Annotated in this window: 18 protein-coding genes, 1 tRNA gene and 1 riboswitch; of the genes, 14 read left to right on the forward strand and 5 right to left on the reverse strand. The window is 62.3% G+C overall.

Going from position 1 to position 20,733, the window contains the following annotated elements:
- The first annotated feature begins 255 nt into the window (after positions 1 to 255).
- From GC125_RS19590 to GC125_RS19630, 9 genes are all read left to right on the forward strand, one after another.
- Positions 256 to 720, forward strand: coding sequence for a MerR family transcriptional regulator (locus GC125_RS19590; RefSeq protein WP_502706078.1), 465 nt, complete (start codon positions 256 to 258; stop codon positions 718 to 720).
- Positions 721 to 841: 121 nt separating this feature from the next.
- Positions 842 to 2,638 carry an acyl-CoA dehydrogenase C-terminal domain-containing protein gene (locus GC125_RS19595; protein WP_151987319.1) on the forward strand — a complete coding sequence of 599 codons (1,797 nt, stop codon included), beginning with the start codon at positions 842 to 844 and terminating at the stop codon, positions 2,636 to 2,638.
- 91 nt (positions 2,639 to 2,729) lie between these two features.
- Positions 2,730 to 3,899, forward strand: a complete 1,170-nt coding sequence (locus GC125_RS19600; protein WP_151987321.1) for an acyl-CoA dehydrogenase family protein — start codon at positions 2,730 to 2,732, stop codon at positions 3,897 to 3,899.
- A 39-nt stretch (positions 3,900 to 3,938) separates the two neighbouring features.
- Positions 3,939 to 5,147: an acetyl-CoA C-acetyltransferase gene (locus tag GC125_RS19605; RefSeq protein WP_151987323.1), complete on the forward strand. Its 1,209-nt coding sequence runs from the start codon at positions 3,939 to 3,941 to the stop codon at positions 5,145 to 5,147.
- Positions 5,148 to 5,168: 21 nt separating this feature from the next.
- Positions 5,169 to 7,382, forward strand: coding sequence for a 3-hydroxyacyl-CoA dehydrogenase NAD-binding domain-containing protein (locus tag GC125_RS19610; protein WP_151987325.1), 2,214 nt, complete (start codon positions 5,169 to 5,171; stop codon positions 7,380 to 7,382).
- Between the two features lie 92 nt (positions 7,383 to 7,474).
- Positions 7,475 to 7,930: a CopD family protein gene (locus GC125_RS19615; RefSeq protein WP_151987327.1), complete on the forward strand. Its 456-nt coding sequence runs from the start codon at positions 7,475 to 7,477 to the stop codon at positions 7,928 to 7,930.
- 25 nt (positions 7,931 to 7,955) lie between these two features.
- Positions 7,956 to 8,579, forward strand: a complete 624-nt coding sequence (locus GC125_RS19620) for a 2-hydroxychromene-2-carboxylate isomerase (protein WP_151987329.1) — start codon at positions 7,956 to 7,958, stop codon at positions 8,577 to 8,579.
- Between the two features lie 169 nt (positions 8,580 to 8,748).
- Positions 8,749 to 9,405 (forward strand): S24 family peptidase, encoded by a 657-nt coding sequence (locus GC125_RS19625; RefSeq protein WP_151987331.1) that lies wholly within the window; start codon positions 8,749 to 8,751, stop codon positions 9,403 to 9,405.
- On the forward strand, positions 9,372 to 10,103 hold the full coding sequence (locus tag GC125_RS19630) for a thermonuclease family protein (protein WP_151987333.1): 732 nt from the start codon (positions 9,372 to 9,374) through the stop codon (positions 10,101 to 10,103). The genes GC125_RS19625 and GC125_RS19630 overlap by 34 nt, the downstream gene beginning before the upstream one ends.
- An 18-nt stretch (positions 10,104 to 10,121) precedes the next feature.
- Here the strand turns inward: GC125_RS19630 and GC125_RS19635 are convergent, their stop codons facing one another.
- Positions 10,122 to 11,801, reverse strand: coding sequence for a lysine--tRNA ligase (locus tag GC125_RS19635; protein WP_151987335.1), 1,680 nt, complete (start codon positions 11,799 to 11,801; stop codon positions 10,122 to 10,124).
- A gap of 202 nt (positions 11,802 to 12,003) precedes the next feature.
- Between GC125_RS19635 and GC125_RS19640 the strand changes: the two genes are divergently transcribed.
- Positions 12,004 to 12,831: a sterol desaturase family protein gene (locus tag GC125_RS19640; protein WP_151987337.1), complete on the forward strand. Its 828-nt coding sequence runs from the start codon at positions 12,004 to 12,006 to the stop codon at positions 12,829 to 12,831.
- On the opposite strand, the gene GC125_RS19645 is transcribed toward GC125_RS19640, so the two are convergent.
- On the reverse strand, positions 12,825 to 13,556 hold the full coding sequence (locus tag GC125_RS19645) for a transporter substrate-binding domain-containing protein (RefSeq protein ID WP_286165583.1): 732 nt from the start codon (positions 13,554 to 13,556) through the stop codon (positions 12,825 to 12,827). The genes GC125_RS19640 and GC125_RS19645 overlap by 7 nt on opposite strands.
- Before the next feature lie 232 nt (positions 13,557 to 13,788).
- Here GC125_RS19645 and GC125_RS19650 point away from each other — a divergent pair, with 232 nt between their 5' ends.
- Positions 13,789 to 15,789 (forward strand): glycosyltransferase, encoded by a 2,001-nt coding sequence (locus GC125_RS19650; protein ID WP_199864657.1) that lies wholly within the window; start codon positions 13,789 to 13,791, stop codon positions 15,787 to 15,789.
- Between the two features lie 38 nt (positions 15,790 to 15,827).
- Here the strand turns inward: GC125_RS19650 and GC125_RS19655 are convergent.
- A tRNA-Gly gene (locus tag GC125_RS19655) sits at positions 15,828 to 15,901 on the reverse strand.
- Positions 15,902 to 16,087: 186 nt separating this feature from the next.
- Between GC125_RS19655 and GC125_RS19660 the strand changes: the two genes are divergently transcribed.
- Together GC125_RS19660 and GC125_RS19665 are read left to right on the forward strand one after the other, a co-directional pair.
- Complete coding sequence (locus GC125_RS19660; RefSeq protein WP_151987343.1) at positions 16,088 to 16,522, forward strand: hypothetical protein; 435 nt, start codon at positions 16,088 to 16,090, stop codon at positions 16,520 to 16,522.
- Between the two features lie 130 nt (positions 16,523 to 16,652).
- On the forward strand, positions 16,653 to 17,462 hold the full coding sequence (locus tag GC125_RS19665; RefSeq protein WP_151987345.1) for an ion transporter: 810 nt from the start codon (positions 16,653 to 16,655) through the stop codon (positions 17,460 to 17,462).
- Here the strand turns inward: GC125_RS19665 and GC125_RS19670 are convergent.
- Positions 17,459 to 18,550 carry a 2'-deoxycytidine 5'-triphosphate deaminase gene (locus GC125_RS19670; protein ID WP_151987347.1) on the reverse strand — a complete coding sequence of 364 codons (1,092 nt, stop codon included), beginning with the start codon at positions 18,548 to 18,550 and terminating at the stop codon, positions 17,459 to 17,461. The two genes, GC125_RS19665 and GC125_RS19670, sit on opposite strands and share 4 nt — an antisense overlap.
- A gap of 82 nt (positions 18,551 to 18,632) precedes the next feature.
- Positions 18,633 to 18,711, forward strand: a riboswitch (SAM riboswitch).
- Positions 18,712 to 18,771: 60 nt separating this feature from the next.
- Here GC125_RS19670 and GC125_RS19675 point away from each other — a divergent pair.
- Positions 18,772 to 19,953: an O-succinylhomoserine sulfhydrylase gene (locus GC125_RS19675; protein ID WP_151987349.1), complete on the forward strand. Its 1,182-nt coding sequence runs from the start codon at positions 18,772 to 18,774 to the stop codon at positions 19,951 to 19,953.
- A 6-nt stretch (positions 19,954 to 19,959) separates the two neighbouring features.
- Here the strand turns inward: GC125_RS19675 and GC125_RS19680 are convergent, their stop codons facing one another.
- Complete coding sequence (locus GC125_RS19680; RefSeq protein ID WP_151987351.1) at positions 19,960 to 20,565, reverse strand: CDP-alcohol phosphatidyltransferase family protein; 606 nt, start codon at positions 20,563 to 20,565, stop codon at positions 19,960 to 19,962.
- Positions 20,566 to 20,733 lie beyond the last annotated feature (168 nt).

A 20,733-nucleotide genomic window follows, 5' to 3' on the forward strand; every position in this document is an offset into this window, starting at 1 on the left:
AAGCGCGTCAGGCAATCCGAAGAGACGCAATACTGTTGTCGGGATTCACCTCTAGTTGCCGCACAATCCACCAAACGTGGTAAACAAGCCGTTAAGCTTTTGGATCTAGCCCCACATCCGGCACAGGAAATAGACATGGACCTCGCCGGCTGCGCTTGTATCATCGGGCGTCGCAGGAACGGTGTTTCCGAAATCAATACAATTCAGAGTAGTGCAATTTTTGATTTCTCTTAATGGTTGAAAATGGAGTGAAGCTTGCGTAGTCGCCAGCAAGCCCCGATCGCCGAAATCGACCGCATTGCAAGCCACGCTGCGGAGACCGACGACGGCGCGTTCGGGCCGGAAGACCAGCTGTTTCGCATTGGCGATCTCGCCGCCGAGTTCGGCGTGACGCTGAGGACCCTTCGTTTCTATGAGGACAAGGATCTTCTGCAACCGCGCCGCATCGGCGTGACACGGCTCTATTCGCGCCGGGATCGTGCAAGGCTGAAGCTCATCCTGCTCGGCAAGCGTCTCGGCTTCTCGCTGGAAGAAGTGCGGCGGATGATCGAGCTTTACGATCCGGAAGGCCGCAACAAGACGCAGCTGAAAGTCGCGCTGGACAAGGGCGGTGAGCAGCTGCAACGCCTGAAGGATCAGCGCATGGAGATCGATACGGCCATCCGCGAACTGGAACAGACGATGGCCGTCGTGCGCGAGATGCTGTCGTCTTCGACGTGAATCGATCGACACATATGAACACTCGCGCGATAAAATTGACGTTTACGCAAACGTCAATTTTTGCTATGGCGTCTCCAACCAAACGCTCCCGCTGTATTCGCGCTTCAATGAGGAGGCATTCATGCCCGTGTACAAGGCCCCGGTCGACGATACCCTGTTCATCCTGAACGATGTGCTGGGCTTCGAGCGGTACAACAATCTCGCCGGGTTTTCCGACGCATCGTCCGACATCGTGGAAGCCGTGCTGCAGGAGGGCGGCAAGTTCGCCGAAGAGGTCCTGTTTCCACTGAACCAGGTCGGTGACCGCGAAGGCTGCGAGCGCCTGGCCGACGGCCAGGTGAAGACGCCGACAGGCTTCAAGCAGGCCTTCGAGCAATACCGCGAAGGCGGCTGGCTCGGCCTCGCCGCAGATCCAGAATATGGCGGCCAGGGCCTGCCCTACGCGCTGCACACCGCCGTTGGCGAGTTCATGTCGTCGGCGAACATGGCACTGATGATGTATCCCGGCCTGACCCAGGGCGCGATTGCCGCGATCCAGGTCCACGGCTCGGACGAGCAGAAGCAGGCCTATCTGCCGAAGATGATCGACGGCACCTGGACCGGCACCATGAATCTGACGGAGCCCCATTGCGGCACCGATCTTGGCCTGCTGCGCACAAAGGCCGTGCCGAATGGCGACGGCTCCTACAAGATTTCCGGTCAGAAGATCTTCATCTCAGCCGGCGATCACGACATGGCCGAGAACATCGTCCATTTGGTGCTCGCCCGCATCGAAGGCGCGCCGGAAGGCACCAAGGGCATCTCGCTCTTCATCGTGCCGAAGTTCAAGCTGGATGGCGGCGGCGCTCCGGGCGAGACGAACGGCGTCTCCTGCGGCTCCATCGAAGAGAAGATGGGCATCCACGGCAACGCAACCTGCGTCATGAACTATGACGAAGCGGAAGGTTACCTGGTCGGCACCGAGAATCGTGGCCTGAACGCCATGTTCGTGATGATGAACGAAGCCCGTCTCGCCGTCGGCCTGCAGGGTCACGCGATCGCCGAAGTCGCCTACCAGAATGCGGCCAACTACGCCCGCGAGCGCATCCAGGGCCGCGCCCTGTCCGGTGCCAAGGCGCCTGAGAAGAAGGCCGACCCGATCATCGTCCATCCGGATGTGCGCCGCACGCTGATGACGATCCGCGCCTTCAACGAAGCCGGCCGTGCGCTGCTTCTCTGGACTGCGCTGAAATCCGATATCGCGCACCGTTCCGACGACGAGAAGGAAAAGCAGGCCGCCGACGACGTGCTCGGCCTGATGACCCCGATCATCAAGGGTGTTTTGACCGACAAGGGCTTCGACCACGCCGTCGCCGCGCAGCAGATGTATGGCGGTCACGGCTACATCGAAGAATGGGGCATGAGTCAGTTCGTGCGCGATGCCCGCATCGCCATGATCTACGAAGGTGCCAACGGCATCCAGGCGCTCGATCTCGTCGGCCGCAAGCTCGGCCTCAATGGCGGCCGCGCCGTCATGGCTTTCTTCAAGGAGGTCGAGGATTTCTGCGCCGAGAACCGCGAGAACGAAAAGCTTTCCTTCTTCACCAAGCACCTGAAGAAGGGCCTGGGCGACCTGCAGGCATCGACCATGTGGTTCATGAGCAACGCCATGGCGAAGCCCGACAATGCCGGTGCCGGTTCCACCGACTACATGCACCTCTTCGGTCTCGTCGCGCTCGGCTACATGTGGGCGCAGATGGCGAAAGCCGCATCCGAGAAGCTCGCCGCCGGCGCCAATGGCCAGTCGACCTATCTCGAGAACAAGCTGATCACCGCCAAATTCTACATGGAGAAGGTCATGCCCGAAACCGCGCTGCGCCGCTCGCGCATCGAGACCGGTGCGGATTCCATGATGGAACTGGCCGCAGAGGCGTTCTAAAACGAGAGGCTGCGCACGGCGCTCGAGGGATCGCTTTGGGGAGAGCGATCCCGCTCATTGGGTGTCGTGCACCGGTGGAGGATTGGCATTCATGACGCTCGCATCCGAAGTAATCGGCACACCCCTGCCCGCCTGGCGCTCCGACGACGTCGCCATGTTGGAAGACATGGCGATGCGGTGGCTGACCGACGAGATCGCGCCGCATTACGAGCGGTTCGAAAAGCAGGAGATGGTCGACCGCGAAAGCTGGACGAAGGCCGGAGAAGCAGGCCTGCTCTGCGCCTCCATGCCGGAGGAATACGGCGGGTCGGGCGGCTCCTACGCCCATGAGGCGGTGATCATCGAAGCGCTCGGTCGCACCGGCACGGACGGCTTCGGCATCGCGCTCCACAATGCGATCGTCGCGCCCTACATCCTGCATTACGGCTCCGAGGAGCAGAAGCAGAGATGGCTGCCGCGCATGGCCACGGGCGAGCTTGTCGGCGCGATCGCCATGACCGAGCCCGGTGCCGGCTCCGACCTTCAGGGCGTCAAGACGACTGCGAAGAAGGACGGCAACCACTATCTGATCAACGGTTCCAAGACCTTCATCACCAACGGCCAGCACGCCAACCTGATCATTGTCGTCGCCAAGACCGATCCGGCGAAGGGAGCCAAGGGCACCTCGCTGATGGTGGTGGAAACCGATGAGGTCGAAGGGTTCGAGCGCGGCCGCAACCTCGACAAGATCGGGCTAAAGGCCAACGACACGTCCGAGCTTTTCTTCAACGATGTCCGCATCCCGACGTCGAACATGCTCGGCACCGAAGAGGGCCAGGGCTTCATCCAGCTGATGGAGCAACTGCCGCAGGAGCGCCTTTTGATCGCCAATCAGGCGATCGCTATGATCGAGCGGGCGCTTGCCGTCACCATCGACTACGTCAAGGAACGGAAAGCCTTCGGCAAGGCCGTGATCGAGTTCCAGAACACGCAGTTCAAGCTTGCCGAACTGAAATCCGAAGCGACGATGGCACGCGTCTTCGTCGATCATTGCGTCGATCAGCACCTTAAGGGCGAGCTGACGACGACCACGGCGTCCATGGCCAAGTACCTCTTGAGCGACCTGCAGTGCCGGGTTGCCGACGAATGCCTGCAGCTCTTCGGCGGATATGGCTACATGAACGAATACCCCATCGCCCGCATGTTCCGCGACGCCCGCGTCCAGCGGATCTACGGCGGCACCAACGAAATCATGAAGCTTCTGATCGCCCGCTCGCTTTGAGCAGGTGGCCAAAGCTTCGAATCTAGGGAGACCTGACGAATGGCCGATGTCTATGTTTACGATCACGTCCGCACCCCGCGCGGCCGCGGCAAGAAGGACGGCTCGCTGCACGAGGTGCCGTCGGTGCGCCTCGGCGCCCATGTGCTGAAGGAAGTGCGCGACCGCAACGGCCTCGATACCGCAACCGTCGACGACATCATCTTCGGCTGCGTCGACGCGGTCGGTGAAGCCGGCGGCGACATCGCCAAGGCATCGTCTTTCGAGGCCGGCTACAAGACGCAGGCGCCCGGCATCCAGATCAACCGGTTCTGCGCCTCAGGCCTCGACGCCATCAATTTCGGTGCCGCCAAGATCGCGCAAGGCGCTGACGACATCGTCATCGCGGGCGGTGTGGAATCCATGTCGCGCATCGGCCTCGGCATGGCCGGCGGCGCCTGGTTCATGGATCCGTCCGTCGCTTTCCCGGCATATTTCATGCCGCAGGGCGTTTCGGCCGATTTGATCGCTACGAAATACGGCTTCTCGCGCGACGACGTCGATGCCTATGCGGTTGAAAGCCAGAAGCGCGCCGCCAAGGCTTGGGATAAGGGCTACTTCAGACAAGCCGTCGCCCCGGTCAAGGACATCAACGGCATGACGATCCTCGACCATGACGAGCACATGCGCCCGTCGACCGACATGCAGGGTCTCGCAAGCCTCAATGCCTCCTTCGTCATGCCTGGCGAAATGGGCGGCTTCAACGCCGTCGGCATCCAGGCACATCCGGAGATCGAGGCGGTCAACCACGTCCACCACGCCGGCAATTCCTCCGGCATCGTGGATGGCGCCGGCGTCGTGTTGCTCGGCTCAAAGAAGGGTGGCAAGTCCATGGGGCTGAAGCCCCGCGCCCGCATCAAGGCCTTCGCCAATATCGGCTCCGACCCGGCGCTGATGCTGACCGGCCCGGTCGACGTCACCGAAAAGCTCCTCAAGCGCGCCAAGATGAAACTCGAGGACATCGATCTCTTCGAGCTCAACGAAGCCTTTGCGGCCGTCGTCCTGCGCTACATGCAGGCCTTCGACATTTCGCACGACAAGATGAACGTCAATGGCGGTGCCATCGCCATGGGCCACCCGCTCGGCGCCACCGGCGCCATGATTCTCGGCACCGTGCTCGACGAGCTGGAACGCCGCGACCTCAACACTGCGCTGGTCACGCTCTGCATCGGCGCCGGCATGGGCACGGCGACGATCATCGAGCGCGTCTGAGAACCGGGGAGATTTAAAACCATGGCTTACAAGAACTTCACCGTCGAAACCGACAATGACGGCATCGCTCTCGTCACCTGGGACATGCCCGACAAGTCGATGAACGTCTTCACCATGGACGTGATGGACGAGATCGAGGCGATCTGCGACGCGACGACAGCCGACGACAAGGTCAAGGGCGTCGTCTTCACCTCCGGCAAGAAGACCTTCTCCGGCGGCGCCGACCTCACCATGCTCAAGGGCATGTTCGCGATGATGGCCGAGGAAAAGGCCAAGGACGCCGACAACGCCACGAAGAAGCTCTTCGATGCGGCCGGCCGCATGAGCTGGCTGTGGCGCAAGATCGAGACCTGCGGCAAGCCGTGGGTATCGGCGATCAACGGCACCTGCATGGGCGGCGCGCTGGAACTCTCGCTCGCCTGCCACGGCCGCGTCGCGGCAGACGACAAATCAGTCAAGATGGGCCTGCCGGAAGTCAAGGTCGGCATCTTCCCCGGCGCCGGTGGCACCCAGCGCGTTCCCCGTCTCACCAATGCGCAGGACGCCCTGCAGATGATGACGACCGGGTCGTCGCTGTCGCCGCAGCGCGCCAAGGCCATGGGCCTGATCCACGAGATCGCAGAGCCGAAAAAGCTCGTCGCGACCGCCAAGAAGATGATCAAGGATGGCCTCAAGCCGGTCCAGCCTTGGGATGAGAAGGGCTTCAAGGCACCCGGCGGCGCCGTCTGGTCACCGCAGGGCGCACAGCTCTGGCCTGCCGCTTCGGGCATTCTGCGCCGCGAGACCAACGGCAACTACCCGGGCGCGCTGGCCATCCTCAAATGCGTCTTCGAAGGCCTGCAGTTGCCGTTCGATACGGCGCTCAAGGTCGAGCAGCGCTATTTCACACACGTCCTGCAGACGCCGGAAGCCTTCGGCATGATCCGCTCGCTCTTCGTCTCCATGCAGGAGCTGAACAAGGGCGCGCGCCGTCCGGCAGACGTGAAGCCGACCAAGTTCAAGAAGATCGGTGTCGTTGGCGCCGGCTTCATGGGTGCGGGCATCGCCTATGTGACCGCTAAGGCCGGTATCCCGGTCGTGCTCGTCGACCGCGACATGGAAGCCGCCGAGAAGGGCAAGGCACACTCCGCCGACATCGTGAAAAAGGGCGTTCAGAAGGGTAAGACCACTCAAGGTGAAGGCGATGCGCTCCTCTCGCTGATCACGCCGTCTTCCGATTACGCCGATCTCGATGGCGCCGATCTCGTGATCGAGGCGGTCTTCGAAGATCGCGATATCAAGAAGACCGTCACCGAGGCGGTCGAGGATGTGCTGAAGCCGGCTTCGGTCTTCGCATCCAACACCTCGACGCTGCCGATCAGCGGCCTTGCCAAGAACTCCAAGCGTCCGAAGAACTTCATCGGCATCCACTTCTTCTCGCCCGTCGACAAGATGATGCTGGTCGAGATCATCCTCGGCAAGAAGACGGGCGACAAGGCGCTGGCCATGGCGCTCGACTACGTCGCCGCGATCAAGAAGACGCCGATCGTCGTCAACGACACGCGCGGCTTCTACGTCAATCGCTGCGTGCTCGGCTACATGAACGAAGCCTACAACATGCTGATCGAGGGCGTTCCGCCGACGATGATCGAGAACGCCGCCAAGATGGCCGGCATGCCGGTCGGCCCGCTTTCGCTCAACGACGAAGTGGCGCTCGACCTGTCGCAGAAGATCCTCAAGGCTGCCATCGCCGATCTCGGCGAGAAGGCCGTCGATCCGCGCCACATGGACCTCGTCAACACGATGGTCGACAAGCATGGGCGCTTCGGCCGCAAGAACGGCAAGGGCTTCTACGATTACCCGGCGAAGCCGGCGAAGAAGCACATCTGGCCGGAGCTCAAGACGCTCTTCCCCCAGCAGAAAGCCGATGACGTCGATGTCGAGGTCCTGAAGCAGCGCTTCCTCGTCGGCATCGCGCTTGAAGCAACGCGGACCATGGAAGAAGGCATCGTGACCGATCCGCGCGAAGCCGATGTCGGCTCCATCCTCGGCTTCGGTTTCGCTCCCTATACGGGCGGCGCCATCTCCTACATCGACGCCATGGGCGCGGCGAAGTTCGAGGAACTCTGCAAGACGCTCGCGAAAAGCTACGGCAAGCACTTCAAGCCGACCCGCATCGTCCAGGAACTCGCCAAGTCCGGCGAGACCTTCTACCAGCGCTTCGGCCAGGAAGAAGCCGTCAAACAGGCGGCCTGATCCGGCCCATTCGCACCAACAGCGACCCGGCGGCCTCCGCCGGGTTTTTTTATGCCATTGCCGCAGCATCGAGGGCGCGATAGGGAACGGGCATGACCATTCTCCTCCTCGCCATCCATGTCCTTGCCACCGTCTTCTGGGTCGGCGGCATGGCGTTCGCCTATCTCGTCCTGCGCCCCGCCGCAGCCCCGCTCGATCCGGCCGCCCGGTTGACGCTTTGGCGCAACGTCTTCGCCAAGTTTCTGCCCGCCGTCGGCTGGGCCGTAATCGCGCTCCTCGTTACGGGATTCGCGATGATCTTCGTCACCTTCGGCGGTTTTGCCGGCGCACCCGTTTCCGTCCACATCATGACGCTGACCGGCATCCTGATGATGCTGCTTTTCTTCCACATCGTCGCGGCGCCATGGAAACGGTTCCGCGTGGCGGTGGATACCGGCGACTTCGCGCAAGGCGCGCGCAACCTCGACAAGATCCGCCGCTTCGTCGGCATCAATCTCGTGCTCGGCCTGTTGACGGTAGTGATCGCCACCACCGGGCGTTATTGGTAACAGGCAAACGTCAGGGAGCAGCCCGATGGCTACGATCGACTATTATTTCTTCGGCGCCTCGCCCTTCGTCTATCTCGGCCACAAGGCCATCGAAGAGGTTGCCGCCAAGCATGGCTGCGGCATCGCCTACAAGCCGGTCGATATCGTTGCCCTTTTCGCCAATTCAGGCGCCAAGCCGCTCAAGGAGCGGCCGCTTGCCCGCCAGCGCTACCGGCTCCTGGAACTGCAACGCGCAGCCGACCGCCGCGGCCTGCCCATCAATCTCGCGCCGCGGCATTTCCCGGTTGATGCGACACTTGCCGACCAGGTCGTAATCGCGCTCCTCGACGAGAAGCAGGACCCGTCCGCCTACATGTTCGAGATCTTCTCCGCCGTTTGGGCGCGCGAGGAGAACATCTCCGATCCAGCCGTCATCACGCGCTACCTGAATGCCTGCGGCTTCGATGGCGATGCCATATTGAGCGCGGCACAGGACGAAGGCGTCGCCGCGCGCCGTCGCCAGAACACCGAGGAGGCGATCGCCGCCGATGCCGTCGGCCTGCCGGCTTATGTGCTGAACGGTGAAGTCTTTTGGGGCCAGGATCGCATCGACGATCTGGACCGCGCGCTTGCATCCGGCCGCGCGCCGTTCAGCGCTGCAATGTCCTGAAGCTTTCCAGGTGAACTGAGAACCGGTTCACGACGACGGGAAACGAATTTTTCCTAGGTCATTCTACGGATTTTATTCCTACCTCTCTTTACGCGCCGCCATGCTGGCGGTAGAAAGATCATGACGCAGCCGTAACCCTTGGCCGCCCTGATCGAGCGGGATTCAGACCATGCTTTCCCATGACCGCATATGGGCAGCGATCGATGCCCTGGCGGAGCGCCACCAGCTCTCGCCATCGGGCCTCGCGCGGCGTGCCGGGCTCGACCCTACTTCTTTCAACAAATCCAAGCGCCAGGCGTCAGACGGCCGGTCCCGCTGGCCTTCTACGGAATCCGTGTCGAAGGTTCTCGATGCGACTGGCTCGTCGCTGGAAGAATTCATGGCAATGGTGCGCGGCCAGGCTGGAACCGCCGGCTCGGATCGCGCCGCGCCTGGACCCACTGCGATCCCCTTGCTCGGCTTTGCCCAGGCCGGCGCCGGCGGCTATTTCGACGACGGGGGATTTCCGGCCGGCCAGGGCTGGGAGATGGTCGATTTCCCCACCGCGCCCGGCGGCAAGGGCGTCTATGCGCTTGAAGTCCAAGGGGACTCCATGCAACCGCTCTACCGCGATGGCGACGTGCTGATCGTCGAGCCCCATGCGCAGGTGCGCCGGGGTGATCGCGTGGTGGTCAAGACGCGCGAAGGCGAGGTCATGGCCAAGATCCTGCACCGCCAGACGGCGCGCACGATCGAGGTGTCGTCGCTGAACATCGAACATGAAAACCGGGTCTTCGACATGGCCGACGTCGAATGGGTAGCCCGCATCATCTGGGCGAGCCAGTGATCAAGCGCTTCCTGCGCGGCCTGATCCTGCCGGTGACCCTGATCGCAACGCTGCTGCTGGGGCTCTTCACCGCCATGGATTATTTTGCCGCGCTGGAAGAGGTGGAGCGACCGCCGGAGCGCACGGCGGAAGCTCCCAGCACTCCCGCACCTGCACCGTCCAGCCAGACGCAGACGACACAGCCGCCCGCAGAAACGGGCATCGCCCGGCCGGTCAATCCAGGCCTGTTCGGCCAGCCATTCACGGTGAATCCCGCCGAATTGGAGCGTGTCGAGCCGCGCGAGCCCATCTCGGATCCTCTCCCCCCGCCGGAAGAACCGAAGCCGCTTCTCTACAGGCCGCTCGCCCTGTCTGCTGGGCTGGTCTCGATTTCCGGTCGCAATCTCGCGCTCGAAGGCATCGTACCGACACCGGCGGACCGGTTCTGTCCCGATGAAAGCGGCCAGCGCTGGCCATGCGGCATGATGGCCCGCACCGCCTTTCGCAATTTCCTGCGCGGCCGCGCTCTCGCCTGTGATCTCGACGACACCAATTGGGAAGGAACGGCGACGGCCAATTGCACACGCGGCGAATTGGATATCGCCGCCTGGCTCGTCACCAATGGCTGGGTCGATGCCGAGCCCGGATCGGCCTATGCGGAGCTTGCCGATACGGCACGCGAGGCCCGCATCGGCATTCACGGTTCCGATCCGCGCTGACCCGAGAGGAAATACCGGTCAGGCTGCCGTCAAGCGGCCCGCAAGGGCATGGTCGATCAGCGCCTGCGTTTCCGCGATCCCGTAGAGAGCGGCGAACGAGCCGAAACGCGGCCCCCGTTCCTGCCCGAGAAGCACCTCGTAGATCATCTGGAAGAAGGCGATGGAAACGCCGGGCCCGCCCGACGGGCTCTTCTTGGCGTGATCCTGGTAACGCTCGATGGCACGCGCCACGTCGAGCGCCGCATCCTGGATGACCGCACCGTCCGCATCCGCAGGCAGCGTGCCGAGCTTTTCCGAAAGCGCCGAGAGCGCCTCCCGCTCGACCGCATCCGGCGCGCGGAACCGCTTCGCCGGCTTCACGAAGTCGTCGAAATACCGGATCGCATAGCCGACGAGCCGATCGAGCTCGGGATGCGTTTCCGCCGTCACGCCCGGCGCGTAGCGCGAGATGAAGCCCCAAAGCACCGCCTTGTCATGCGCATTCGACGCGCTGACGAGGTTCAGGAGCAGCGCAAACGGCACCGGCAGATCGATGAGCGGCGGCGCGCCGTCATGCATGTGCCAAACGGGGTTGGACAGCCGCGCCGTCCAATCCTGCTTCTCGTAAGCGCCGAGGAACTGATAATACTCGTCGACCGCGCGCGGGATGACATCGAAATGCAGCCGCTTCGCCGTCTTCGGCTTCTGGAACATGTAGAGCGACAGGCTCTCGCTTGGCGCATAGGCCAGCCATTCGTCGATCGTCAGCCCGTTGCCCTTGGACTTCGAGATCTTCTGCCCCTTGTCGTCCAGGAACAGCTCGTAGTTGAAGCCTTCCGGCGGCGTTCCGCCGAGCGCCCGGCAAATCTTGGAGGACAGCATGACGCTGTCGATCAGATCCTTACCCGCCATCTCGTAATCGACGCCAAGCGCGAACCAGCGAAGCGCCCAGTCGGCCTTCCACTGGCACTTCACGCGCCCGCCGGTCACCGGCGTCACCATGCGCTCGCCCGTCTCCGGATCGAGATAGGTGACGGTTCCAGCCGCCACGTCGCGGTCGATCATCGGCACCTGCAGCACGACGCCCGTGCGCGGGCAGATCGGCAGGAAGGGCGAATAGGTCGCGCGGCGCTCTTCGCCGAGCGTCGGCAGGATGATCGCCATCACGTCATCATAGACGACCAGCATGCGCAGCAGCGCCTCGTCGAACCGGCCGGACGTGTAAAAATCGGTCGCAGAGATGAATTCGTAGTCGAACCCGAAGCGATCGAGAAACGAGCGCAGCCGGGCATTATTTGCGGCAGCGAAAGAGGGATGCGCATCGGAAAATGGGTCCGGTACGCGGCTCAGCGGCTTACCGAGATACGTCGCCATCATCTCCTGGTTCGGGACGTTGTCGGGTACCTTGCGCAGTCCGTCCATGTCGTCGGAAAAACAGATCAGCTTGGTCGGCACCCGATCGCCTGTCAGGACGCGAAAAGCGTGGCGAACCATCGAGGTGCGCGCCACTTCACCGAATGTGCCGATATGCGGCAGTCCTGATGGGCCGTATCCGGTCTCGAACAGCACCAAATCGGGATAGCCGCTTTTCTCGTAGCGTTTGACGAGCTTGCGCGCCTCCTCGAATGGCCACGCCTTTCCGGCCTGAGCCGCCTCGATCACATCCGGATCGAAACTCTCGTGATGGGACAGGCTCGCGCCTCGCTCGGGATCGCTCATCGTCTCAAATGTCCGTGCTTGTCAAAAGGGCCGGCGCTTGAAGCACCAGCAAGGCCAATCCTTGGGGCTGGCTGGCCGCAGCTATGCCGTGCCGACCCTTGCGCGTCAACATTTCGCGCCTTCGTGAACGCAGTTTGCGTTGCAGCGACCGGTGCTCAGCGCCATATCGGAGTAAAGTGGCAACCGAGGAGCGAACTGTCCGATGGAACTGTTCGGCATCAGCGAACCGGTCGTGCGCATGAGCGTCTTCCTCGCCATCTTCGCGGCAATGGCACTGCTGGAGCTGGCAGCGCCACGGTTGGAGCGGCCCGAGATGGTGGGCGCCTGGCGCTCGCGGCGATGGGTTACCAATGTCTCCATGGTCGTCCTGTCGTCGGTCTGCCTGCGCGTCGTGTTTCCACTCGCTGCCGTCGGCACGGCGCTTTGGGCGGAAAGTCGCGGCATCGGCCTCTTCAATGTGCTCGACATTCCCGTCTGGCTCGCCGGCCTCGTCGCCTTCATCGTGCTGGACTTCGCCATCTGGCTCGAACACTGGGCCAGCCATCGGTTCCCGCTATTATGGCGCATCCACCGTATGCACCACGCCGACAACGGCTTCGATTTCACCACCGCCTTGCGCTTTCATCCGCTGGAGATCGTGCTGTCCATGGTCTGGAAGGCGGCGATCGTCATCCTGCTCGGTGCGCCGGCACTCGCGGTTCTGATCTTCGAGATCGTGCTCAACGGCGCATCGATGTTCAATCACGCCAATCTGCGGCTGCCGAAATGGCTCGATGCGCCGCTGCGCCTCGTGGTCGTGACGCCCGACATGCACCGTGTCCATCACTCGACCGATATGCGCGAAACCAATTCCAATTACGGGTTCAACTTTCCCTTCTGGGATCGCCTGTTCGGCACCTATGTGGCCCAGCCGCGGCGCGGCCATGACGACATGGAAATCGGCCTGGAGCATTATCGCGGCCAGGAGACGGCAAGACTTGGCTGGGCGCTTGCCCTGCCCTTCCGCAAGCTCGACAACGAGGCTCAGTAGAGCCCGTTGGGGAAATAGCGCAGATAGAGCTCGGCGAAGCGGCCGCTCTTGTTGAGCGACATCAGCGCGTAATCGAAACCTTCCGCGAGCTGCGGCAGATCGTTTCGCACAGCGATCGAGAGCCCGTTGCCGAGAAACTCGCGTGATAGGAAGGGCCCATCGAGAAACCCGCAGCACTCTGCAGACGCCGGACTGCCCAGCCAGAAGGACAGTTGCAAGCCATCGGCATAGATGCCGTCGACCCAGCCGCCCTGGACGGCGCGGTAGAGCATAGTCGGGCTCGCAAACGGAACCGGCGTCAAATCCGGAAAGAAGCGCTGAAGCATCGCCGCATGGGCGGAGCGTTGGATGACACCGATCCGGGCACCCGGTTCGAAATGATCGGCTGCCACCCGGTCGGTTCCGGCCTCAGCGGCCTTCACGACGAAACGCGCCGGCAAGTCCATGATCGTGCGGGTGAAAAGATAGCGCTCGCGGCTTTCCTCGCTCACCTGCAAACCGGCCATGATCACTTCGCCCTCGCCGGCCGCGAGCGCCGGCTCCAGCTCGTTCCAGGGCAGCGCCTGAACCTGGCAGCGGGGCTCGATGTCGAGTTCCCCGCAGAGCGCGCGCGCCAGATCGACATGGAAGCCGGCAAGTCGCCCGCTCTGGTCGAGAAAACTGAATGGCGGAAAATCGGTCGTCATCAGGAAGCGCACGCGTCCCACTCCAGACAGGTCTGGCAAGGCCAGCCGCTCCCGTGGATCAAAAACATTCGGGACTTTTACGGTCTGGCCCCAAGCAGAACCGCTCGGCAAGCCGATCAAACAGAGTAAAAAAAGGATTAACCCATAGAAAGCCAGGGATGTTTTATTTTGTCGTCTCGCTAGCATGCTAGACCTTGAGCAGAGTGGGGCAGGCATCGCCTGGGGCTGTGTGACACAAGACCAATACACGTCCGCGGCGGCGCGGCGAAGTATGCTTTTGACTTCCGTTCCGACTTCCGACGCCAACGGCCTCGGCCGCGCCATCGCACGTGCTAGTCTGTCGCTTCCCACAACAGCAACGGAAAAACGCCGGTATCCATCAGACATTCTGTCCCGCGTTCTGAAGCGGCTAAACCTCACCGACGAGCAACTGAAAGCGGCGGGGGACCGCGCGTCACGGCATTCCACCGCTATCGACCGCGAACTGCTGGCAGCCCGAACTGTAAGCGAGACCGCCTATTACCAGGCGGTTGCCGCAGAACTTGGACTTGCCTTCATCGAAACGATCGATCCACATTTCGTCGTCGTCACGCCGTTGATCGACGCGCTTTTGATCATGCCGCACAGACCCATCGCCATCGATCAACGCGGGCGAACGCGCAAACTGATTGCGCCGGATCTGCCGGGGCTTGTGAGCCTTGCGGAAAAGCTCTCCCGGCACGGCGGTCTCCGTCCCTCATTCGCGATCACGACACCATCGGCCGTCAAGCAAGCAGTATGGGCTGTCCGCAGTCGCGAGCGCGTGGCGGAGACGGTCGGACATCTGTTCGATACCCAGCAGCCGGCCAGTGCGCGGATCGTGGCGACCGGCAGCCAGGGCTTCGCCTTCGGTACGCTCCTGACGGGACTGGCGGCCCTGTTCATCGCCTTTCCCGTTCTCATGCTGATTGCAGGGCACCTGTTCCTGACGACCTTGTTCGCCACCCTTCTGTGGCTGCGGGCAACCGCCTTGATCGATGGCTTCCGTTTCGACCCGGAGATCGAGCCAGCCGAAGCCGACGATCCAACGCTCCCGGTCTATACGGTGATGGTGGCGCTTTACCGCGAGCAGGCGATGGCGGGGCAACTGGTGCGCGCCTTGGACGCTATCGACTGGCCGCGCGCCAAACTCGACATAAAATTCGTCTGCGAGGCAAACGATCCGGAGACCATCGCCGCCTTGCGTGCGCAGCTTCTCGGCCCCGAATATGAGATCGTGGTCGTGCCGCGGGTACTTCCATACACCAAGCCCAAGGCGCTGAATTACGCCATGGCCGGCGCGCGGGGCGAACATCTCGTGATATACGATGCGGAAGACCGCCCGCATCCGGCGCAACTGCTCCAGGCGCTGGCGCGCTTCAGGGCCGGCGGCCCAAGGCTTGGCTGTGTCCAGGCGCCTCTGGTCATCGCCAATCCGCGCCGCTCCTGGATCACGGCACTCTTTGCGCTTGAATATGCAGCTCTCTTTCGAGGGCTCCTGCCGTTCCTCGCCCGCAGCGACCTGCCGCTGCCGCTTGGCGGAACATCCAATCACTTTCGAACGGCAACGCTGCGCGACGTCGGCGCGTGGGATCCCTTCAACGTGACGGAAGACGCCGATCTCGGCTTTCGGCTTGCCACACATGGGCATCGCCTGGGTGTGATCTCGCTGCCAACGCTTGAATCGGCCCCCACCGACATCCGCACCTGGCGCAACCAGCGCACGCGCTGGTTCAAGGGCTGGATGCAGACCTGGCTTGTGATGCTGCGTCGACCACGGGGTGGACCGAACGCGCTTGGCTTCGTGCGCTCGGCCACCTTCCAGATCATGACGATCGGGCTCCTGGTTGCAGCATTGCTCAGCCCCGCAATGGTCTATTTCTCCAGCGCCTCGCTGATTTCCGCTTTATCGGAACGCAACGCCGGTCGTACGAATTTCGAAACCATTCTGTTCTTCGCAGACATTACGATTCTGACTGCGACCTTTGCTTGTTTCGTGCTGCTCGGTCACCGCGCGATGTCGCCATTGGAACGTGTGCGCGTGGGATGGCGCTGGCTGCTTCTGCCCGTCTACTGGGCGCTGATGACATGGGCTGCGTGGACCGCACTGTTCGAACTTCTCCGCAGGCCGCACCACTGGGAAAAGACCCCGCACCGCCCGACGCGAGCGGCGACGGATGCTACTATCGATCACAGCGTAACGGCCGTCTGCCCGATGGATCCACGAGGAATCATTTCACCGGAAGCAAGCTGACCGGCCCCAGATTTCGCCACATTGTCGGAAGGTTTTTCTGGAGCGGGTGAAGGGAATCGAACCCTCGTATGCAGCTTGGGAAGCTGCCGTTCTACCATTGAACTACACCCGCTCGATGCCGCTAAACCTATCTGTGCAAAGGCCTTTCAGCAAGTCGAAAAAGCGCGTGAGCGCTTTCGACGCATCAGACAGACGCCGCGTCGAAGACGGATTGCCGCAGGCAATTTTTGATAGTTTGACAAGCCCGCCCACCATCTTCACACTCCGTAACAGTTGGAAACAAATCCGGAGGGAAAAGATGGGCATTTCCGAAAAGTGGAACGCATACGAGCCGACCAAAGGCACTCTCGGCTGGGTCGCCGCCGGCTCGGCCGTAGCAACGGTCGTCCTTGGCTTCACGCTCGGCGGCTGGGTCACGGGTGGCACGGCCCACGAAATGGCGCGTGATGCCGGCAACGCGTCGCGCGCCGAATTGGCCGCTTCGGTCTGCGTCGACAATTTCCGTGGCGTGGACACGGCCCGTGCGGACTTCGAAGAATTGACCGGCATGCGGCCCTATCAGCAACGTGGCTTCGTCGAAAAGGCCGCATGGGCGCAGATTCCAGGCGTTGACCGTCTCGGACGGGATGCAGCGTCGCGGTGTGCCGAAATGATCGTCGCGCTTGATCCCTCAGAGCTTCCCACGCCGATCGCAGAAGTCGTGGATGATGAACCGGAAACTGCAATTCAGTAGATCCGGCCTCCAGTCAAAGGGCGGCGTCGTCCCTGCCTCCGCCCTTTGACCTTTAGATGTTTCAGACAGCTTGACTTGCAGGGCCCCGCAATCCACCTAACGGCCGCCCTTCCCTGCTGCAGGCCGTTCCATGAATTCGCTGAAGTCCCTGATTGAATCACGCCGTTTCGAATGGTTCATCACCGCCTTGGTGGTGATCAATGCCATCACGCTCGGCCTTGAGACCATGCCTGCAGTCATGGAGCGCGCAGGCGGCTTCCTGAAGGTGCTCGACCGCACGATCCTCGCCATTTTCGTCGTGGAACTGATCGGCCGCTTTGCGGTCTACCGGCTGGCTTTCTTCCGCGATCCGTGGCGCGTCTTCGATCTTCTCGTCGTCTCGATTGCAGTCCTGCCCTCGACAGGCAATCTTTCCGTACTCCGCGCACTGCGCATCCTGCGCGTGCTGCGCCTCATCAGCGTTGTGCCGTCCTTGCGCCGCGTCGTCGGAGGCCTGATCAACGCACTGCCGGGCATGGGCTCGATCGTCTTCCTGCTCGGCCTCGTTTTCTATGTCTTCTCTGTCATGGCGACCAATCTCTACGCGCAAAGCTTTCCCGAATGGTTCGGCTCCATCGGCGAATCCGCCTACACGCTGTTCCAGGTCATGACGCTCGAAAGCTGGTCCATGGGCATCGTCCGGCCGGTCATGGAGACCTACCCGCTGTCATGGTTGTTCTTCATTCCGTTCATCGTCGCGACGTCCTTCACCGTCCTCAACCTCTTTATCGGTATCATCGTGTCGGCGATGCAGGAGGAGCACGAAGCGAGCGCCGCGGACGAGCGCGACGACATGAAGGAGAACCAGCGCAAGATTCTGGCGGAACTGTCCGCACTCAAGGCAGAGGTCGCCCGGTTGAACCGTGAACCGGCGGGCCGGGCGGAAAACAGCCCGTCCTAGTCTCTCGAGCGGAAATGCTTTGAGAGCTTCAGGCCCTGCGCCTGATAGTTGGACGAGAGATCGGTGCCGTAAAGCGCCTTCGGCCGCTCCGCCATATGTTCGTAGACCAGGCGCCCGACGATCTGCCCGTGTTCCAGGATGAACGGCACTTCGTGGCTTCGAACTTCGAGTACAGCCCGACTGCCGGCGCCGCCGGCTGGATCGTGCCCGAAGCCCGGATCGAAGAAGCCGGCATAATGCACCCGGAACTCACCAACGAGTGGATCGAACGGGGTCATCTCCGCGGCAAAGAGCGGCGGAACATGCACCGCCTCGCGCGAAACGAGGATATAAAACTCATTGGGATCGAGAACCATCTCGGCCGCCCGGCGCCGATAGATCGGCTCCCAGAAATCAAGAACGTCGTGTGCGGCTTTGCGATCGACGTCGATGACACCTGTATGGCGCTTGCCGCGATACCCGATCAGGCCCTGGTCGTCGCCCTCAAGATCTATGGAAAGCGCGATGCCGCCGCCGGAGATATTGGCGTCGCCCGTGCTGACGAGGCGCTCCGAAACGTGCAGATCGGCGAGCTGCTCCTCGTTCAGGAGCGCATTGCCGCTGCGGAACCGGATTTGCGACAGGCGCGAACCGGCACGTACGATGATCGGGAACGTGCGCGGACTGATCTCGATATAGAGCTCGCCGTGATAGCCGGCCGGAACCTTGTCGAACTCCTGGCCGCCATCCACCATCACGCGGGTGAAGATGTCGAGCCGACCCGTCGAGCTCTTGGGATTGGTGGAAGCGCTTAAGCCTGCAGGCAGCGCCAGCCTCTCCATCAGGGGCACGATATAGACGCAGCCCGTTTCCAGAACCGCGCCTTCGCTCAGATCCACCTCATGCAATTTCAGGCGATCGAGCTTGGTCCGCACCGGCGTTTCCCGCCCTGGCAGGAAGCTCGCCCGCACGCGGAATGCGCGCGCGCCGAGGCGAAGATCGAGGCTCGCCGGCTGAATCTGATCGCCGTCCAGCGGGCGCTCGGCGACAAGCGCTCCCGTTTCGAACAGCGCCGCAATCGCGGCATCGGCCAATATGCCGGGTGTCACAATCGTTCCCTCGCCAGCGTCTCAAGGCCGCATCATTCGCAGCCACGCAGAATTGACGCAAGATTGGAGTGCCGCTATAGCCTCCTTATCCCGTGGTGATTTGGCCGGCCGGCTTGCAGCCACGTTAAAGAAGTAGCTAAAATGGTCGGGTGTCACGAACCGGCCAGCTATGCGGCCGGTTTTTTTGTGACCGCGTTGCGGTCTAGAACGGACAAGGCACGATGACATCCAAAACTTGGCGCACGGCAACCACGCTCGTTCACGGCGGCACCACGAGGTCCCAGCACGGCGAGACCTCCGAAGCCCTCTTCCTCACGCAAGGCTACGTCTACGAAAGCGCCGAAGCTGCCGAAGCGCGCTTCAAGGGCGAAGCGGAAGGCTTTATCTATTCCCGCTACGCCAACCCGACCGTCGACATGTTCGAAAAGCGCATGTGCGCGCTGGAAGGCGCTGAAGACGCCCGGGCGACCGCAACGGGCATGGCCGCCGTTTCCGCAGCGCTTCTGTGCCAAGTGAAGGCCGGCGACCATGTCGTGGCCGCGCGCGCGCTCTTCGGGTCCTGTCGCTGGGTCGTTGAAAAGCTGATGGCGCGCTACGGCGTCGAGACCACGTTGGTCGACGGCCGCGACATCGAGAACTGGAAGAAGGCCGTTCGCCCCAACACGAAAGTCTTCTTCCTCGAAAGCCCGACCAACCCGACGCTGGAAGTCATCGACATCGCCGCAGTCGCGACGCTCGCCAACGAGATCGGTGCCCGCGTGGTCGTCGACAACGTCTTCGCAACGCCGCTCTTCCAGAAGCCGCTGGAGCTCGGCGCGCATATCGTCGTCTATTCGACCACCAAGCACATCGATGGCCAGGGCCGTTGTCTTGGCGGCGTGATCCTGTCCGACAAGGAATGGATCGACGAGAACCTGCACGACTATTTCCGCCATACCGGCCCGTCCATGTCGCCCTTCAATGCCTGGACGATGCTGAAGGGCCTGGAGACGCTTCCCCTGCGCGTCCGTCAGCAGACGGAAAGCGCGACCCGCATCGCCGACGCGCTCGATGACCGCAAGGGCGTCAACCGCGTCATCTATCCGGGCCGGGCCGACCATCCGCAGGCCGACATCATCGCCAAGCAGATGACCGGTGGCTCCACCCTGATCGCCATCGACGTGGACGGCGGCAAGGAGGCTTCATTCGCATTCCAGAACGCGCTCGAGATCATCCGCATCTCCAACAATCTCGGCGATGCCAAGAGCCTGATCACCCATCCGGCCACGACGACGCATAAGAACCTCGCCGAAGAGGACCGTCTGGAACTCGGCATCGGCGCCGGCACTTTGCGCCTGTCCGTCGGGCTCGAGGACACGGATGATCTGATCGAGGATATCGACCGGGCGCTTTCCGCGATGTGACCGCGGTCAGCGGAACAGGTCGCTCGCCTCAACGATCCGCGACAGCGCCGTATAGAAGCAGAGGATCGCGAAGAAGATCGCGATCCAAGCAAAATATCCGGGCAAAAGACAAAAGGCGAGGAAGACCAGCAGCGTCTCCGACGCCTCCGCCAGGCCCGTCGTGAAATAGAAGGATTTCACGCCGCGCGCTTCGGTCGAGAGCCCACGCTTTTGCGCAATGGTGGCAAAGGCAAGAAAGCTCGCACCGTTCACGTAGAAGGACAGAAGCAGCAGCCCTCCGGCGATGCCGTTCTGCTGGGGATCTTGGATGATGAAGGCTAGCGGAATGAAGCCGTAGAAAGCGAAGTCGAGAACGATATCGAGAAACCCGCCGAAATCGCTCGGCGCCGTCGCCCGCGCCACTGCGCCATCCAGGCCATCGAGCGCGCGGCTTGCCAGGATCAGGACGACCGCTGCGATAAACTGTTCCCAGATGATCGCGGCACCGGCGAAAACGCCGATCAGTAGCCCGGCGATCGTGACATGATCGGCTCTGATGCCCCAGCCGGCAAGCACTCGGCCAATTCGATCGAGGGTCGGCTGGATGATGGATTTGGCTGCCCCGTCCAGCACTGCTTCTGCCCCCGACGACGATATGTCACGCCGCTTTAGCGTCCTATCAGGCTTGTGGCCAGCGCCGCCGCGTCACGCTGCCGTGAGGAAGCCGTTAACACTACTGAAACTATGATTCTTGACGCGCCGTAGCCGCTGTAGAATATCAGCGGGAAAGCGAGGTCGCCT

The sequence above is a fragment of the Rhizobium sp. EC-SD404 genome (genome assembly GCF_902498825.1).
GTDB lineage: Bacteria > Pseudomonadota > Alphaproteobacteria > Rhizobiales > Rhizobiaceae > Georhizobium.